General features: G+C 72.0%; 17 protein-coding genes. 10 read left to right on the top strand and 7 right to left on the bottom strand.

The window, feature by feature from the left end; genetic code table 11:
• Positions 1–18: 18 nt before the first annotated feature.
• The 4 genes from EV371_RS34805 to EV371_RS30620 all read right to left on the bottom strand — a co-directional run bounded on the left by EV371_RS34805 (position 19) and on the right by EV371_RS30620 (position 3,799).
• Positions 19–597 (bottom strand): DUF4190 domain-containing protein, encoded by a 579-nt coding sequence (locus EV371_RS34805; RefSeq protein ID WP_486484859.1) that lies wholly within the window; start codon positions 595–597, stop codon positions 19–21.
• 121 nt (positions 598–718) lie between these two features.
• Entirely contained in the window at positions 719–1,126 is a 408-nt protein-coding gene (locus EV371_RS30630) for a CoA-binding protein (protein WP_130465110.1), read from the bottom strand.
• 62 nt (positions 1,127–1,188) lie between these two features.
• Positions 1,189–2,721: an Rv2578c family radical SAM protein gene (locus tag EV371_RS30625; protein WP_130466334.1), complete on the bottom strand. Its 1,533-nt coding sequence runs from the start codon at positions 2,719–2,721 to the stop codon at positions 1,189–1,191.
• A gap of 52 nt (positions 2,722–2,773) precedes the next feature.
• Positions 2,774–3,799, bottom strand: coding sequence for a LacI family DNA-binding transcriptional regulator (locus tag EV371_RS30620; RefSeq protein ID WP_130465109.1), 1,026 nt, complete (start codon positions 3,797–3,799; stop codon positions 2,774–2,776).
• A 302-nt stretch (positions 3,800–4,101) separates the two neighbouring features.
• Between EV371_RS30620 and EV371_RS30615 the strand changes: the two genes are divergently transcribed.
• The 3 genes from EV371_RS30615 to EV371_RS30605 are packed head-to-tail and all read left to right on the top strand — an operon-like array spanning position 4,102 to position 6,568.
• A complete protein-coding gene (locus EV371_RS30615) occupies positions 4,102–5,280 on the top strand; it encodes a Gfo/Idh/MocA family protein (RefSeq protein ID WP_130465108.1) in 1,179 nt (392 codons plus the stop codon).
• Positions 5,277–6,092, top strand: a complete 816-nt coding sequence (locus EV371_RS30610) for a sugar phosphate isomerase/epimerase family protein (RefSeq protein ID WP_130465107.1) — start codon at positions 5,277–5,279, stop codon at positions 6,090–6,092. Before EV371_RS30615 ends, EV371_RS30610 begins: the two co-directional genes overlap by 4 nt.
• 32 nt (positions 6,093–6,124) lie before the next feature.
• Complete coding sequence (locus EV371_RS30605; protein WP_130465106.1) at positions 6,125–6,568, top strand: thiol-disulfide oxidoreductase DCC family protein; 444 nt, start codon at positions 6,125–6,127, stop codon at positions 6,566–6,568.
• Here the strand turns inward: EV371_RS30605 and EV371_RS30600 are convergent.
• From EV371_RS30600 to trxA, 3 genes are all read right to left on the bottom strand, one after another.
• Positions 6,508–7,470: an MFS transporter permease gene (locus EV371_RS30600; RefSeq protein WP_349337929.1), complete on the bottom strand. Its 963-nt coding sequence runs from the start codon at positions 7,468–7,470 to the stop codon at positions 6,508–6,510. The two genes, EV371_RS30605 and EV371_RS30600, sit on opposite strands and share 61 nt — an antisense overlap.
• Positions 7,467–7,907 (bottom strand): hypothetical protein, encoded by a 441-nt coding sequence (locus EV371_RS30595; protein WP_130465105.1) that lies wholly within the window; start codon positions 7,905–7,907, stop codon positions 7,467–7,469. Before EV371_RS30595 ends, EV371_RS30600 begins: the two co-directional genes overlap by 4 nt.
• 153 nt (positions 7,908–8,060) lie before the next feature.
• Positions 8,061–8,423 (bottom strand): thioredoxin, encoded by a 363-nt coding sequence (gene trxA / locus EV371_RS30590; protein ID WP_107257700.1) that lies wholly within the window; start codon positions 8,421–8,423, stop codon positions 8,061–8,063.
• A 675-nt stretch (positions 8,424–9,098) separates the two neighbouring features.
• Here trxA and EV371_RS30585 point away from each other — a divergent pair.
• The 7 genes from EV371_RS30585 (at position 9,099) to EV371_RS30560 (ending at position 14,298) form a co-directional block, all read left to right on the top strand.
• Positions 9,099–9,638 (top strand): hypothetical protein, encoded by a 540-nt coding sequence (locus EV371_RS30585; protein WP_130465104.1) that lies wholly within the window; start codon positions 9,099–9,101, stop codon positions 9,636–9,638.
• A 25-nt stretch (positions 9,639–9,663) separates the two neighbouring features.
• Positions 9,664–10,323 (top strand): TrmH family RNA methyltransferase, encoded by a 660-nt coding sequence (locus tag EV371_RS30580; protein WP_130465103.1) that lies wholly within the window; start codon positions 9,664–9,666, stop codon positions 10,321–10,323.
• A 90-nt stretch (positions 10,324–10,413) separates the two neighbouring features.
• Positions 10,414–11,139 (top strand): DUF6758 family protein, encoded by a 726-nt coding sequence (locus EV371_RS30575; protein ID WP_349337930.1) that lies wholly within the window; start codon positions 10,414–10,416, stop codon positions 11,137–11,139.
• 119 nt (positions 11,140–11,258) lie between these two features.
• The gene (locus EV371_RS33625; RefSeq protein WP_165436875.1) at positions 11,259–11,417 is read left to right on the top strand and encodes a hypothetical protein; all 159 of its coding nucleotides are present in this window, start codon (positions 11,259–11,261) and stop codon (positions 11,415–11,417) included.
• 6 nt (positions 11,418–11,423) lie between these two features.
• On the top strand, positions 11,424–12,299 hold the full coding sequence (locus EV371_RS30570) for a PH domain-containing protein (protein WP_130465101.1): 876 nt from the start codon (positions 11,424–11,426) through the stop codon (positions 12,297–12,299).
• A 116-nt stretch (positions 12,300–12,415) separates the two neighbouring features.
• Entirely contained in the window at positions 12,416–13,126 is a 711-nt protein-coding gene (locus EV371_RS30565) for a SigE family RNA polymerase sigma factor (RefSeq protein ID WP_130465100.1), read from the top strand.
• Complete coding sequence (locus EV371_RS30560) at positions 13,123–14,298, top strand: hypothetical protein (protein WP_130465099.1); 1,176 nt, start codon at positions 13,123–13,125, stop codon at positions 14,296–14,298. Before EV371_RS30565 ends, EV371_RS30560 begins: the two co-directional genes overlap by 4 nt.
• Positions 14,299–14,304: the final 6 nt, after the last annotated feature.

The raw sequence follows: 14,304 nt of genomic DNA, 5'->3' as shown, positions 1-14,304 counted from the left end.
GTCGCCACGGCCCCTCGATCAGTACGCGCCGCCGTCGCCCTCCGCGCCGGCCCAGCTCACCAGGGCCAGCCAGCCGCAGCAGCCGATCAGGTAGAGCGCGGTGAAGATGTAGCTGAGCACCAGTCCCCAGGTGGCCAGCTGGCCGCCCTGTTCGCCGGTACTGCGGATCTGGCGTCGGGCCAGGTGCCCGAGCACGATGCCGGCCGGCGCGAAGACAAAGGCGAAGACGAGGGAGAGGATCGCCAGCAGATTGATGCCGGGCTGTCGGCCCGGCTGACCGTAGTGGCCGGGCCCGCCCGGGGCACCGGGCTGGCTCGGCTGACCGTGGTGGCCGTACTGGCCCTGGTAGCCGTACTGGCCTGGTTGGCCCTGGTGGCCGTACTGGGCGTGGTAACCGGGTTGGTCCTGGTAACCGGGCTGCTCGGGTTGGCCGGGATAGCCGTACTGACCGGGATAGCCGTACTGGCCGGAGTAACCCGGCGGGTCCGGGTAGCCGCCGTACTGGCCGGGCTGGTCAGCGCGTTCGCCAGAGCCGGATGGGGGCCCTGTCGGGGAACCCTGCGGATCCTGCGGTTCACCGGGCCCTGGGTTGTTCATCGGTGTTCCCCTCCTTACCGGGGGAACGCTACCCTTCGGCGCCGCCTTTCATGGCAAATGTCCGGGATGGCGCGCGGCGAGTGGTGCCGGAGCAGCGGCACACCGGGCTCCGGCGGGACCCTCAGGTACGCCGGGAGAGTCCGCCGGTGGCGCGCTCCACCGCGAGGCAGCGGTCCTCGACGTAGTCGATGCCGGCCTCCTCGGCGATTCGCCGGGCCTCGGCCGAGACGATGCCGAGTTGCAGCCAGACCGCCGGGGCGCCGATCGCGACCGCGTCGCGGACCACCTGCACGGCGTCCTCGGCCGGCCGGAACACGTCGACCAGGTCGACCGGATGCGGGATCTCGGCAAGGGAACGGTAGACCCGCTCCCCGAAGAGTTCGTCCGCCTTCGGGTTGACCGGGATGATCCGCCAGCCGTGCCGCTGCATCTGCGCGGGAACGCTGTGTGCCGGCTTGGCCGGGTCGCGGGATGCCCCGACCACGGCGATCACCCGGGCGTCGGCCAGGATCTGTTGAGGGCTACGCACCTCCCGAGACTAGTGCGGTGGGCACCGACATTCCACCGTGTCCCGGCGGGCCGGGCCGCTGATCAGAGCAGGGTGAGCTGTTCGACCGCGGGCGCCGGGGTCGGCACCCGGCGGGCCTCGCCCGGCTCGCCACGGTGCAGGCCGTACCGGCGGGCCGCCATCCGGACCCGGCCGGTCAGCTCGCGCTGGTATGCCTGCGGCAGGTAGGAGCCCCGCCCGAAGAGGGTCCGGTAACGGGGCACCAGGTGCGGGAACTCCCGGGCCAGCCAGCCCGCGTACCACTCCCGGGCGCCGGGACGCAGGTGCAGCGGCAGCGGGGTGACGCTCACCGCGCCGGCCGCCGCGACCGCGGCCACCGTCTCCTCGATCGACTCGTCGCCGTCGGTCAGCCCGGGCAGGATCGGGGCCATCAGCACCCCGACCGGAAAGCCGGCGTCGGTCAGCCGGCGTACCGCGTCGAGCCGGCGTCGCGGGCTGGGCGTGCCGGACTCGACGGAGCGCCACATCCGCTCGTCGACGAAACCGATCGACATCGAGACGCCGACCCGGGTCACCGTGGCCGCCTCCTGGAGCAGGGGCAGGTCGCGCAGGATCAGGGTGCCCTTGGTCAGGATCGAGAACGGGTTGGCGAAGTCGCGCAGCGCCGCCAGGATCGGCGGCATCAGCCGGTAGCGACCCTCGGCCCGCTGGTAGCAGTCGACGTTGGTGCCCATCGCGATGTGCTCGCCCGACCACTTCGGTGCCGCCAGCTCGCGGCGGACCAACTCGCCCGCGTTGACCTTGACGACCACCTTGCTGTCGAAGTCGCGACCCGCGTCCAGGTCGAGATAGGTATGTGTGCCACGGGCGAAGCAGTTGTGGCTGACCACCCCGTTGGCGACGAAGTCGCCGGTGCCGGTGGTGATGTCGTAGAGCTGGAGCTCCCGGTCGAGCGGCTCGATCCGGCGGATCCGCAGCGCCGCCCGGCTGCCGAGGATCGTCCCGTCGAGCCCGCCGACGGGGATGTCGGCGGGACCGGGGGTGGCCCGGCCGGTGCCGACCAGGCTGTCGGTGATCGCCAGGTAGGGCCGGGGAGGTTCGCCGGGCAGCGCGGCGACGACGTGCTTCCAGCCGCGCGGGGTGAGGAACCGGTGGTCGCCGCTGGCGGTCAGCTCGGTGCCGTCCGCCAGGACGATCCGGTACGCCGGCTTCACCGTCGACCAGTGCGCCAGCACCTCGGTCCGGACGTAGCGCCGGTGGTTGCCCTGCGCGACCGTGCCGTAGATCTGGTCGCCGATCCGCAGCTCGGCCAGGGCCCGGGTGCGCCCGTCGGCGAGCAGGATCGCGGTGTCGCCGGCCAGGCAGTAGGCGCAGGCGTGGCTGCACCCGCGGTAGGGGTTGATCGTCCACTGGAACGGCACCCGCGAGGCGCCGGGCACCCGGTTGATGATCGACCTGGCATGCACCTCGTAGAACGTCATCCCGGCGAAGCCCGGGGTGTCGAAGGTGCGGACGGTCGCGCCGGGCAGCGCCAGCGGCAGGGGTGGAGCCGCCGGCGCCGCCCCCGGAGGGGTACCGCTGTCGGGGGGAGCCGACGTCAGGTTTTCCCAGCGCATGGCCATTATTCGAACATACGTACGAGTCGCTGTGCAACTCGCCGCGCCGGGCTTACCGGCCGGCGGGCGGTCCGCTGCTCTCCCGGCGGACCAGCTCCGCGGCGACGTGTTCGATCTGTGGGGTGTTCAGCGGCTCGGGAGGTTGCAGCGCGAGGGTCATGGCCCGGGCTCCCATGTCGGCGAGGGGCAGCCGGATCGTGGTGAGCGCGGGCGTCACGTCCCGGGCGATCGGCATGTCGTCGAAGCCGACCACACTGATCTGGCCCGGTACGTCGATGTTCCGGGACCTCAGCAGCGCGAGGACGCCGATCGCCATCGAGTCGTTCAGCGCGACGACGGCGGTGACCTCGGGGTGGGTCTCCAGCAGCGTGGCGGTGGCGGTGACACCGCCCGAGCGGTCGAAGTCGGCGTAGACGATCTGCCGTGCGGTGAGCTTCTGGCCGTGTTCCCGGGCGGCCCGGCGCAGCCCGGCGAGCCGGTCGGTGGTGGTGGTCAGGCGTCGGGGCCCGGCGACGACCCCGATCCGGGTGTGCCCGAGGCCGTACAGTTCGGCGCCGATCAGGTAGCCGCCGGCCTCGTTGGCCGGGATGACCGCGTGTCCGCTGTGCTCGTGCCGGCCGATCACCGCGACGTGCCCACCGGTGGACTGGTAGACCCGCAGCTTGGCGTCGAGGGTGTTGGTGAACTGCTCGTCGTGGTAACCGGAGCCGGCCAGGATGATCGCGGCCGCCTGGTTGGCTCGGAGCAGCTCGACGTACTCCAGTTCCTTGTCCGGGTCGCGGTAGGTGTTGCAGATGATGACCAGCCGGCCGTGCTCGGTGGCCACCCGTTGCAGCCCTCGGGTGATCTCCGAGAAGTACGGGTCGGAGACGTCGTGCACGATCACGCCGACCGCGCTGCGATGGCTACGGGCGAGCTGCTGGGCGTGCGCGTTCGGGACGTACTGCAGTTCCTCGACCGCCGCCAGCACCCGCTCGCGGAGCGCGTCGGTCACCGGCTTGGGACTGCCGTTGATGATCCTCGACGCGGTGGCGGGTGACACGCCGGCCCGCCGTGCGACATCCGCCAGAGTGGCCATCGACTGCGTCCTTCCCCGACCGCCCGGTGGCCGGTTGCAGGTGAGAATAGCGCGGCGCGACCCGGGAGATTCGCGGCCGTCGAGGGGCGGGGTGACCCGGGCGGCTGAAGATCACCGGCGGGCCGGCAGGCTCTTGCCCGAATCGGAAAGGAGTCGGTAGCGTAATCCGGGAAAGCGCTTACCGACGTACGGCGTGCTCCACCGCGACCATCGCGCGCCAGGACGACCCCACCGCACCACGTACCCCCGCGCGCTCGACGAGTGGCACCCGCGGATCAGCCAGCCTTGAGGAGGCGACGTACATGGGCCGCACCACGATCGGCATCGTGCTCAACGGCGTGACCGGCCGGATGGGCTACCGGCAGCACCTGGTCCGGTCACTGCTCGCCATCCGGGAGCAGGGCGGGCTGGCACTGCCCGACGGTCGCCGGCTCTGGCCGGAACCGATCCTGGTCGGCCGCAGTGAGATCAAGCTCCAGGAGATCGCCCGGCGGCACGGGCTCACCGAGTGGAGCACCGACCTGCCCGCCGCGCTGGCCCGTCCGGACGTGCAGGTCTACTTCGACGCGCAGGTCACCGCCCAGCGGGAGAAGGCGCTGAGGCTGGCGATCGAGGCCGGCAAGCACATCTACACCGAGAAGCCGACCGCCGAGGACCTCTCCGGGGCGATCGAGCTGGCCCGGCTCGCCGACGCCGCCGGGATCAAGCACGGCGTCGTGCAGGACAAGCTCTTCCTGCCCGGCCTGCGCAAGCTCGACCGCCTGGTCAAGGGCGGCTTCTTCGGTCGCATCCTCTCGGTGCGCGGCGAGTTCGGCTACTGGGTCTTCGAGGGCGACTGGCAGCCGGCCCAGCGGCCGTCCTGGAACTACCGGGCTGCCGACGGCGGCGGCATCACCGTCGACATGTTCCCGCACTGGCACTACGTGCTGGAACAGATCTTCGGCCGGGTCGCGGCGGTGACCGCGCACGTCACCACGCACATCCCGCAGCGCTGGGACGAGGCCGGCGAGCGCTACGACGCCACCGCCGACGACGCCGCGTACGGCATCTTCGAGATCGAGCGGCCCGGACAGTCCGGTCGGATCGTGGCCCAGATCAACTCCTCCTGGTCCGTCCGGGTCTACCGGGACGAACTGGTCGAGTTCCAGGTCGACGGCACCGAGGGCAGTGCGGTGGCCGGGCTGCGCAACTGCCGGATCCAGCATCGTGGCTCCACGCCCAAGCCGGTGTGGAATCCGGACCTGCCGGCGACCGAGGACTTCCGGTCACAGTGGCAGGTCGTACCGGACAACGAGGAGTTCGACAACGGCTTCAAGGCGCAGTGGGAGCTGTTCCTCCGGCACGTCGTCGCCGACGAGCCGTACAGCTGGGACCTGTGGGCGGGCGCCCGGGGCGTGCAGCTCGCTGAGCTGGGACTCGCCTCCGCCCGGGACGGCCGGCGCATCGAGATCCCGGCCCTCGACGGCGAACCCACCAAATGAGCGCGGTCCCGGCGCGGTTCTCGTTCAACCAGGCCACCGCCAAGTACTGGCCGATCCCGGAGCTGGTCGACGGCTGCCTGGCGGTCGGGGTGACCCAGGTCGGGCTCTGGCGGGAGGAGACCCTCGCACACGGCCTGGAGAAGACCGCCACGCTGATGCGCGAGTCCGGGCTCGCGGTCACCTCGCTGTGCCGGGGTGGTTTCTTCCAGACCCCCGACTGGTACGACGAGAACCGCCGCGCGATCGACGAGGCCGCCACCCTCGGGGCGCCGGTACTGGTGCTGGTCTCCGGCGGCCTGCCGGACGGCAGCCGGGACCTGGACGCGGCCCGCGCGCACGTCGGCGAGGCGATCGGCGAGTTGGTGCCGCACGCCCGCGCCGCCGGGGTACGGCTGGCGATCGAGCCGCTGCACCCGATGTACTGCTCCGACCGCTGCGTCGTGTCCACCCTTGGCCAGGCGCTGGACCTGGCCGCGCCGCATCCCGCCGAGACGGTCGGGGTGGTGGTGGACACCTACCACCTCTGGTGGGACGACCGGGTCTGGGCGCAGATCGTCCGGGCCGGCCGGGAGGAGCGGATCGCCTGCTTCCAGGTCGCCGACTGGGCCACCCCGCTGCCCGAGGGGGTGCTGCTCGGCCGGGCGCTGCCGGGCGACGGCCGCGTGGAACTGCGCCGGTTCCGGGAGGCGGTGGACGCCGCCGGCTACCGGGGGCCGATCGAGGTCGAGGTCTTCAACGCCGAGGTGTGGGCCCGGCCCGGCCCGGAGGTCCTCGACCGCACGCTGGCGGGTTATCTCGCCCACGTGGATTAGTCGGCACCGTCGCGCCGGAGGAGACTGGTGGCATGGACCAGCCCACCTTCGTGTACGACGGCGACTGCGCCTTCTGCACCACCTGCGCCGAGTTCATCGGGCGGCGGATCCCGACCGGGGCCAGGGTGCTGCCCTGGCAGTTCGCCGACCTCGACGCGCTCGGGCTGACCGCCGCGCAGTGCGAGGAGGCGGTCTGGTGGGTCGGCACCGACGGCGTACGCGCGGCCGGGCCGGACGCGATCGCTCGGCTGCTCGGCGCGAGCCGCCCCGGCTGGCGGCTGCTCGGCGCCGGCCTTCGACTGCCCCCGGTACGCCTGCTCGCCTGGCCGGCGTACCGCTGGGTTGCCCGCAACCGGCACCGGCTGCCGGGCGGTACGGCGGCCTGCTCGCTGCCGCAGGCGACCCGGGACCGGCTCTACGGCGCGGCCGGCGAGGGCGCGGCCGGCGGCTCCGTCGGGAGCGGTTCGGCGTCCTGACCGTGCAGGTGGGCGCCGGCCCGGTGGTCACCGTCACCGCGTTGGACACCTCGGCGGACGAGCCGGCGCAGCCGTTCGACCGGGCGTAGCCGCTCCAGCGGCAGGAAGCTGGTCATCGCCACCAGGTGCGGGGCGAACGAGATCGTGATGGTGGCGATGGTGACCAGGTGGAACGAGTAGAAGAACCCGACCACGGCCTGCCGCCAGCGCGGTGACACCACGAACACCAGCGGGCTGAGCAGCTCGAACGCGATGATCCCGAACTGTGCCGCGATCAGCAGGTACGGCACCTGGGCGATCAGGTCGGCCAGCTCGGTGCCGCGCCGGATGATCGCCCGGGCCAGTACCGAGCCGGTCATCCACTCCAGCCCGCCGAACCGGAGCTTCGCCCAGGCGGCGAGGAAGTAGGTGCAGACCACCGCGATCTGGGTGACCCGCAGCGCCCAGCCGGCCGCCTCGCTTTCGGTGCGGTCCCCGTGCCGGGCCCGGCCCACCGTCGGCAGCACGGCGAGCGCCACCAGGAAGGCGAACCGGTCGTGGTCCACCTTCCCGTAGCTCATCGCGATGACCATCCACTCGAAATAGAGCGCGAAGACGGCCCAGCCGAGTGCCCGGGGCGCCCGCCCGGTCGCGGCGGCGAGCGCGAGCAGCAGCAGCGCCCAGAAGATGAGGTTGACCAGCGGCGGGGTCGGGGTGGGCAACGGGAGCAGCCGGCCCACGAAGAGCGGCTGGTACAACTCGCCGGGGATGCTGGCCTTGTCGCGGATCCAGGGGGTGAAGACCAGCAGGTCCGCGGCGACGAAGAGGTAGACCAGGGTACGGAAGGCGGCCACCCGGCCCCGGGGGACCGGCTCGGTCAGCCAGCCCGACACGGCGGCGCCGATCCGTCGCGACGTGTTCACGGGGCCGCCTGCCACCGGACCACCGTCTCGTCGACGGCGTTGCCGGTCGGCCGGCCGTCGGTGACGCCGTGCCAACGGATCACGATGCGTACCTCGACGATCGGCGGTGCGTCCGGGTGCCGTTGCGCGTACGCGTCGGCGACCCGGCGCAGCAGGGTGGGGTCGGCCTCGTACCGGCCCTGCTGGCCCTCGATCTCGGCACGGCGGATGCCGGTGCTCTGCTCGCCGAGCCCGACCACCGCGCCCGTGGCGTCGACCCCCTCGATCCGGGTGTCCGGGGCGGGGTCGTCCGGCGGGTTGGAGCCGGCGTACATCCGGAAGGGGCCGAACGGGAAGTGGTCGTCCTGGCCCCAGAGGGTGCCGGCGAGCAGCACCGCGCCGGCCAGCAGGGTGAGGCCCACCCGGATGTTCCGGCTTCGCCTCGGCAACGCGTCCATCGGTTCGAGACCTTACGCGCTGGCCGCAAGTCCCGGGACCGTCGGTTCGGCCGCCCAGGCGCCGACGGGTCACGGGGACGGCTCCGGCCGGACACCCGGGTTCGGTGTCCGGCCGGAGCGCGGTCGTGCTACGTGATGCTCGTCGAGGAAGGCTCAGTGGCTGTGTTCGGCGAGCTGCTTGCGTACGTCGTCCATGTCCAGCGCCTGCACCTGCTCGATCAGCGACTCCAGCGCCGACTCCGGCAGGGCACCCGGCTGGGCGAAGACGATCACGCCGTCCCGGATCGCCATGATCGTGGGGATGGACCGGATATCGAACTTGGCGGCGATCTCCTGCTGCGCCTCGGTGTCCACCTTGCCGAAGACGATCTCCTGGTGCTTCTCCGAGGAGCGCTCGTAGACCGGAGCGAACCGCTTACACGGGCCGCACCAGTCCGCCCAGAAGTCCACCAGCACGATGCCCGGTTGTTCGGTCACCTCGTCGAAGTTGGCTGTGGTCAGCTCAACGGTCGCCATTGATCACTCCGATCACCGCAATTTGGCCTACGACTGGGAAACCCACCCGGCCCTCTCAGAATTCCCCGGTGGGGCGGATCGAAACGGTCCTCGTGCGGCGGCTCACGTTCCGCTTCGGGCATCGACACCTATTGGTTGGCCGGCTGCCCGCGGAGTGAAACAAGGTTGACACAGTCTAGTTACCGACAGTTATGGGAGCGTTTCCAAGCCTTCCGCTGGCCACTCCGGGTGTGATCCGGAAATCTGCCGGTTGGCAAGCGGAAACAGGTGACATAACGGATACCCGGGCGAGCGGATCTGCTCACGTTCCGTAACATTACAAAAAGGTAACTGTGACCCCCATCTCGTGTCGGACTCTTCTGTCAACCGGGTCGGGTCGGGCAGAATCTTCCCCATCAGAGCGTGGGCGGCGGGTGCCGGGGAGGGCCCCGCCGCTCATTGCGTCCGGGGTCGGTTTCGCCACCCGGCGCCACCCGGCAAACGCTTCCGGATTCCAGATTTCGACCCATGACGCGGCCGTGCTCGCCGCGCGGAACGCCAACATCGCCGGCCTAGGTTCCGTGCCCGGACCATATGGCCGGTCGCGTGACGGCAGGGCCGACACCGGTACCACCACTTTTCGGGTGGAACCGGGCCTTCTGCCTATCGGCGGCTTATGCTGGCCCGGGAGGCGCCATGAGTCACACCGGATCTCCGGACTCGCCCGGTGCCACGCACGGTGCCTGGCGAGCCACCATCACCGGCTACCCGCCCGACGACTGGCAGCTGCTCGTCCGGCTACCCGGCCGGGTGATCGTCGCGGCCTCGTCGGCTCGGCCGGACAACCCGGTCCGGGCGGTCACCGAGGGACTGGCGGGCCTGGACGGGATCGCCGCCGGGCGGTCGTTCGACAGCGAACTGGTCCGGGCGGTGGTCGCCGCCATCTACGCGGAGTCCGACGACGGCCACTCCGGGCCGGTTCGTACCGGGCAGCCCGACGATGGGCTCGCCGATCTGCTCCGGTCCTGCCGGGCCGCGGTCGAGACACTGGCCCGGCACGCCGATCCGGCCGACTCGGCCGCCTACCGGCAGTGGGTGCAGTCGGTCGCGGCCCGGGTCTGCCGGGCGGCCGGTACCGACGGCCGGCCCCGACCGTTCGGCGATCCGGTGGATCCGGACCAGCGCCGGGTACTGGACCAGCTCGGCGAGGCGCTGGGACTGCGCTCCACCGGCTGACCGCCGGTGCGTACCCTCGGCAACCGTGGAGGGTGTCGAGGTCGAGCCGGCGGTCGTCGAGGTCGAGCCGGAGGTCGGAGTCGGGCCGTGGCCGGGCGAGCCGCCCACCGATCCCCGGTACGACCCGGAACTGCTGCGCCACGGCGACCGGCGCAACGTCGTCGACGGGTACCGCTACTGGCGGCGGGAGGCGATCGTCGCCGACCTGGACCTGCGCCGGCACGACTTCCACGTGGCGATCGAGAACTGGCAGCACGACTTCAACATCGGCACCGTGGTCCGGAACGCCAACGCCTTCCTCGCCGCCGAGGTGCACGTGGTGGGGCGACGGCGGTGGAACCGGCGGGGTGCGATGGTGACCGACCGCTACCAGCACGTCCGGCACCACGAGACGATCGAGGCGTTCCTGGCCTGGTGTCGCGGCACCGACCTGCCGGTGATCGGCATCGACAACCTGCCCGGGTCCCGGCCGCTGGAGAGCGCGGTGCTGCCGCGCCGCTGCGTACTGCTGTTCGGTCAGGAGGGTCCGGGGCTCTCCGAGCCTGCCCGGCTCGCCTGCCCGGCGGTCTACTCCATCGCCCAGTACGGCTCGACCCGGTCGATCAACGCCGGAGTGGCCAGCGGGATCGCCATGCATGCCTGGATCCGCGCCTACGGCGCCCAGCCGCCGGACAGTCCCGGCTGACCTGGGCGGAGGCGTCCCGACCGTACGCGGAACGACCGAAAAGGCCGGTTCGCCTTGACTCGGCGCACCGGTGCGGGGACTGTAGTTCTCGTGGGTGTCGCGGTCAGCTGTCCACGGTGCGGCGGTCCGGTCCGACCACCGGACCTGATGCACACTGCCTGGCGGTGTCAGGACTGCGGTCCGGTCGCCCCGCTGCACGTCGCGGAGCACATCGGGCCGGAGATCGTCGCCAGCGCCGTCGACCACATCGTCGAGCAGCGCGGCTCCGCAGAGCTGTCGGGCGCCTCGGGCGCGCGGGCCGGCTCCCCGATGCCGCTCTGGTGCCCCTGGCCGCTCCCGCAGGGCTGGATGATGACCGGGGTCGGCTGGGCCGGTGACGATCGTGGCGGCGTACGCGCGACCGTGGTGGCCTGCACCGGGCCGGAGCCGCTCGGCGGCGGCCCCGCCGACCTGGTGCTGGTCGCCGAGGAGCCCGGCGTCGGCCTGGGCACCCGGCTGGCCGGCGCCACCGGCGTCGACCCGGGGCCGCAACTCGCCGAGGCGCTGACCGAGCCCGGCCCAGGGTCCGCCGGAAGGGTCGCGCACGCCAAGATCCGGGCCGGCGGGCACCCGACTCCACTTTGGTCGGTCAAATCTCCGACAGACCGGAGTGCCTACGCCGGTGAAGCTCGGGGGATCTGGCTCTATGCGATAGCCTGGCCGGCGAGTGCGGGTTACCTCCTCGCGGAAGACGTCGAACTGCACGACCTGACCGAGTGGACACCCCCCGAGCTCGTGTACGGTGCTCCGTCCCCCTACCTGCACGGGAGGGTCTGATATGGCCAGCCAGGCTGGGGCGGAGGGCGTATGTGGATTATTTCCCACAGGACACCCGACTGATACTCTGGGTTTTGCCGGGGTTCGCAACCCGGTGCCGCACGGAGGGATGGCCCGCCATGGTTAAAAAGGTCCTCACCTGGGGCGGTATCGCCTTCCTGGTTTTCTTCATCGCCTACCAGCCCTCCTCCGCCGCCGACGTCTTCAAGTCGCTCGGCGGCAGCCTGCTGGACGTTGCCCAGGGCTTCGGCGACTTCTTCACCGACCTCGTCGCTTAACCGTCCATGGGCAATCCGTCGGGTGAACCCCCCGAGCCCGAGGACGACGACGAACGCCGACGGCGCGATCGGGACACCGAGCCGATCCCCCGGGTCCAACCCGACGACGGGCCGGCGTTCGGCACCGGCCCGGGCTACTCCGACGGGCCCTCCTATTCGGACGGGCCTGCCTACGCGGACGACATCGGCTACGGCGAGGGCCGGGCCGGCACCCGGGGTTGGGTCCGGGATCCGGACCAGGGCCCGGAGATCTCCGAGGAGGAACTCGCCGGCCTCCGGGTCGACGCCTCGGGGATGCCGCTGGGCCCGCGCCGGGTCCTGCCGCTGGAGGACGAGCCGACCTCGCTGGTGGCCCGCTACCTCTTCCCGACCGAGCGCTACCGGGGCGAGTGGAAGCGGCACAAGATCTACCTCGCCACCCCGCTGCTCGTCGGGCTGCTCGCCACCTTCGTGCTCGGCTACCTCTCCGGCTTTCTCGCCGGCCAGGAGGTCGGCGCACTGACCACCGTCGCGGTGCTGATCTGGCTCGGCATCATGGGCTGGGTCGCCTGGAGGGTGGCGGACTGGTATTTCGACCGGTTCATCCTGACCAACAAGCGGGTGATGGTGGTCAACGGGATCATCACCCGCCAGGTTGCGATGATGCCGCTGCTGCGGGTCACCGACATGAAATACGAGCAGTCCCCGCTCGGCCGCGCCCTCAACTACGGCACCTTCGTACTGGAGTCGGCCGGTCAGGAACAGGCGCTCCGGGAGATCAAGTATCTTCCCAACCCCAACGAGCTCTACCTGCGCGTCGTCGAGGAGATGTACGAGCCGCAGGCGGTCGAGGCCCGGCTGGGCAAGGAGGCCGAGGAGGCCAGTGCCGACGACGGCGCCTGACGCCCGGCCCGGCATCTCCTGCCCGAACATCGGGCTGACTCGCACCTTTCCGCCGTAGACCTGCGGGTACGGCTTGTGGCAGCCTTTCCAATTGGCACCGGCGGGGGGAGGCGGCAGTGGCGCCGAAGCACTCGGTGGACGAGGAGTTCCGCGAGTTCGTCGCGGCCCGCTCGGCGGCCCTGCTGCGTACGGCGTACCTGTTGGCCGGGGACTGGGCGACCGCCGAGGACCTGTTGCAGACCGCGTTGACCAAGACGTACCTGGCCTGGAAGCGGCTCGGTGAGATCGAGGCGGTCGAGCCGTACGCCCGAAGAGTCCTGATCAACACGGCAACCAGCTGGTGGCGGCGGCGCTGGCACGGCGAGCGCCCCACCGAGGTGCTGCCCGAGCGACCCGCACCGGACCAGATCGAGGAGCAGCTCGAACGCGACCGGTTGTGGCGACACGTCCGTACCCTGCCGGTTCGGCAGCGGGCCGTGCTGGTGCTCCGGTTCTACGAGGATCTTTCCGAGGCACAGACGGCCGCGCTGCTCGACATCTCGCCCGGCACGGTGAAGAGCCAGACCTCCCGGGCCCTCGCCACGCTCCGGCGCCGGCTCGGCGGCGAGGCCGGTAGCGGGGCGCCGCAGGGCGAGGAGGGGCTGGCCTCGGCACCCGTCGCGGAGGCCGGCGCCGACGGTGGTCGCTTCGCACCCGCCCAGCAGGCGTTCGGCCAACCTCCTGGCACCCTGCCGGAGCTGCCCAGACCGCGCCAGGTCGGCGCCCGGCGGCCGGCCGCGCTGGCGGTGCCGGCCCCGCCCGTTCCGGCGGTCGGAGCGGAAGCGTGACGGCCGTGCTGGAAGATGCGCTGCGCGACATGTTCGCCGCCCAGGTCGAGACACCGCCGGTGGCCGACGACCCGGCCGGCACCGTGATCCGGCGGGGCCGGGTCAGCCGCCGGCGCCGGGCCGTCGGCTCGCTGGTCGCGGTCGCGGCCGCGCTGGTGCTGGTCACCGCCGGCGCCGCATCGCTCGGCCGCTGGCTGCCACACCGGCCGTCGGCCGGGACCGCCGCCGGCTTCGACGTGGACTCGCTCGCCGAGGTGACGGTCGGGCCGGTGGAGCCGCCGACCCCCGGCCGGGACACCAGGGTCGGGCTCGACATCCGCAGCGGTGCACAGCTCTGGACCACCGACGGCCGGCGGCTGAGCCTGGCCGGCGTCGGCGAGGTGACCCGGATCTACCGGGTGCCCGGCGGCTGGGTGTACGCCGGGGCCAAGCAGGTCAGGTTCCTCCGACCCGACGGCACCTCGGTGGCGCTCAGCGGCGAGAACGACCGGTGGGCGTTGAGCACCGACGGCGACCGGTTGGCCTTCCAGCTCGACACGACGCTGTACCTCGCCCGGGTCGGCGCGACCGGGCTCGCCCTGATGGGCGACGTCGAGGTGCCGGCCGGCACCTGGCCGGTCGCGGTCACCGCCGACCGGGTGGTGGTCTCCGACGGATCCCGCGGCTACGGCCTCGTCGACCTGGCCGGGCGGGGTCGGACGTCGCCCCGCAACGCCGACGTGACCGCGATCTACGGTGTACGCGGCGACGGCCTGATCGGGCTGGTCCGAGCGGCGAACGGCACCGGACGCTGCCTGGCCAGGCTTGCCACGACCAACGGGAAACTGCAACCGGTACGTACCGGCGGGTGCGGGTTCGGCCTGGGCTCCGAGGTGTCCGACGGCGCGCTCGCCCCGGGCGGCCGCTGGCTCGCCGAGCGGCGCGGTGCCGAGGTCGTGCTCGTCGACGTCGACCGGGCACTGGACGGCGGGCGGACCACGCTCTCCTGCCCGGCCGCCGGTGCCGGGCCGCCGGTCTGGGCCGACGACCGGACGGTGGTCACCGGAGGGGACGGCGAGCAGGTCGTCCGCTGCCGTACCGACGGCGCCGAGGAGACCGTACCGCTGCCCGACGGCGTGTCGCAGGACTGGCAGCTCGTGCCGACGCTGACCGCATTGGCCGGCGGCCGGTAACCTCGG

The sequence above is a fragment of the Plantactinospora sp. CNZ321 genome, from assembly GCF_004217235.1.
Note: the sequence above shows the minus strand (reverse complement) of the source record. Positions and strands in the feature narration are given on the sequence as shown.

Bases quoted from the DNA above. Each gene is read 5' to 3' on its own strand.
- EV371_RS30615 (WP_130465108.1), top strand. From the start codon at position 4,102: ATGGGCCGCACCACGATCGGCATCGTGCTCAACGGCGTGACCGGCCGG.
- EV371_RS30570 (WP_130465101.1), top strand. From the start codon at position 11,424: ATGGGCAATCCGTCGGGTGAACCCCCCGAGCCCGAGGACGACGACGAA.
- trxA (WP_107257700.1), bottom strand. From the start codon at position 8,423: ATGGCGACCGTTGAGCTGACCACAGCCAACTTCGACGAGGTGACCGAA.
- EV371_RS33625 (WP_165436875.1), top strand. From the start codon at position 11,259: ATGGTTAAAAAGGTCCTCACCTGGGGCGGTATCGCCTTCCTGGTTTTC.
- EV371_RS30620 (WP_130465109.1), bottom strand. From the start codon at position 3,799: ATGGCCACTCTGGCGGATGTCGCACGGCGGGCCGGCGTGTCACCCGCC.
- EV371_RS30625 (WP_130466334.1), bottom strand. From the start codon at position 2,721: ATGCGCTGGGAAAACCTGACGTCGGCTCCCCCCGACAGCGGTACCCCT.
- EV371_RS30610 (WP_130465107.1), top strand. From the start codon at position 5,277: ATGAGCGCGGTCCCGGCGCGGTTCTCGTTCAACCAGGCCACCGCCAAG.
- EV371_RS30595 (WP_130465105.1), bottom strand. From the start codon at position 7,907: ATGGACGCGTTGCCGAGGCGAAGCCGGAACATCCGGGTGGGCCTCACC.
- EV371_RS30605 (WP_130465106.1), top strand. From the start codon at position 6,125: ATGGACCAGCCCACCTTCGTGTACGACGGCGACTGCGCCTTCTGCACC.
- EV371_RS30585 (WP_130465104.1), top strand. From the start codon at position 9,099: ATGAGTCACACCGGATCTCCGGACTCGCCCGGTGCCACGCACGGTGCC.
- EV371_RS34805 (WP_486484859.1), bottom strand. From the start codon at position 597: ATGAACAACCCAGGGCCCGGTGAACCGCAGGATCCGCAGGGTTCCCCG.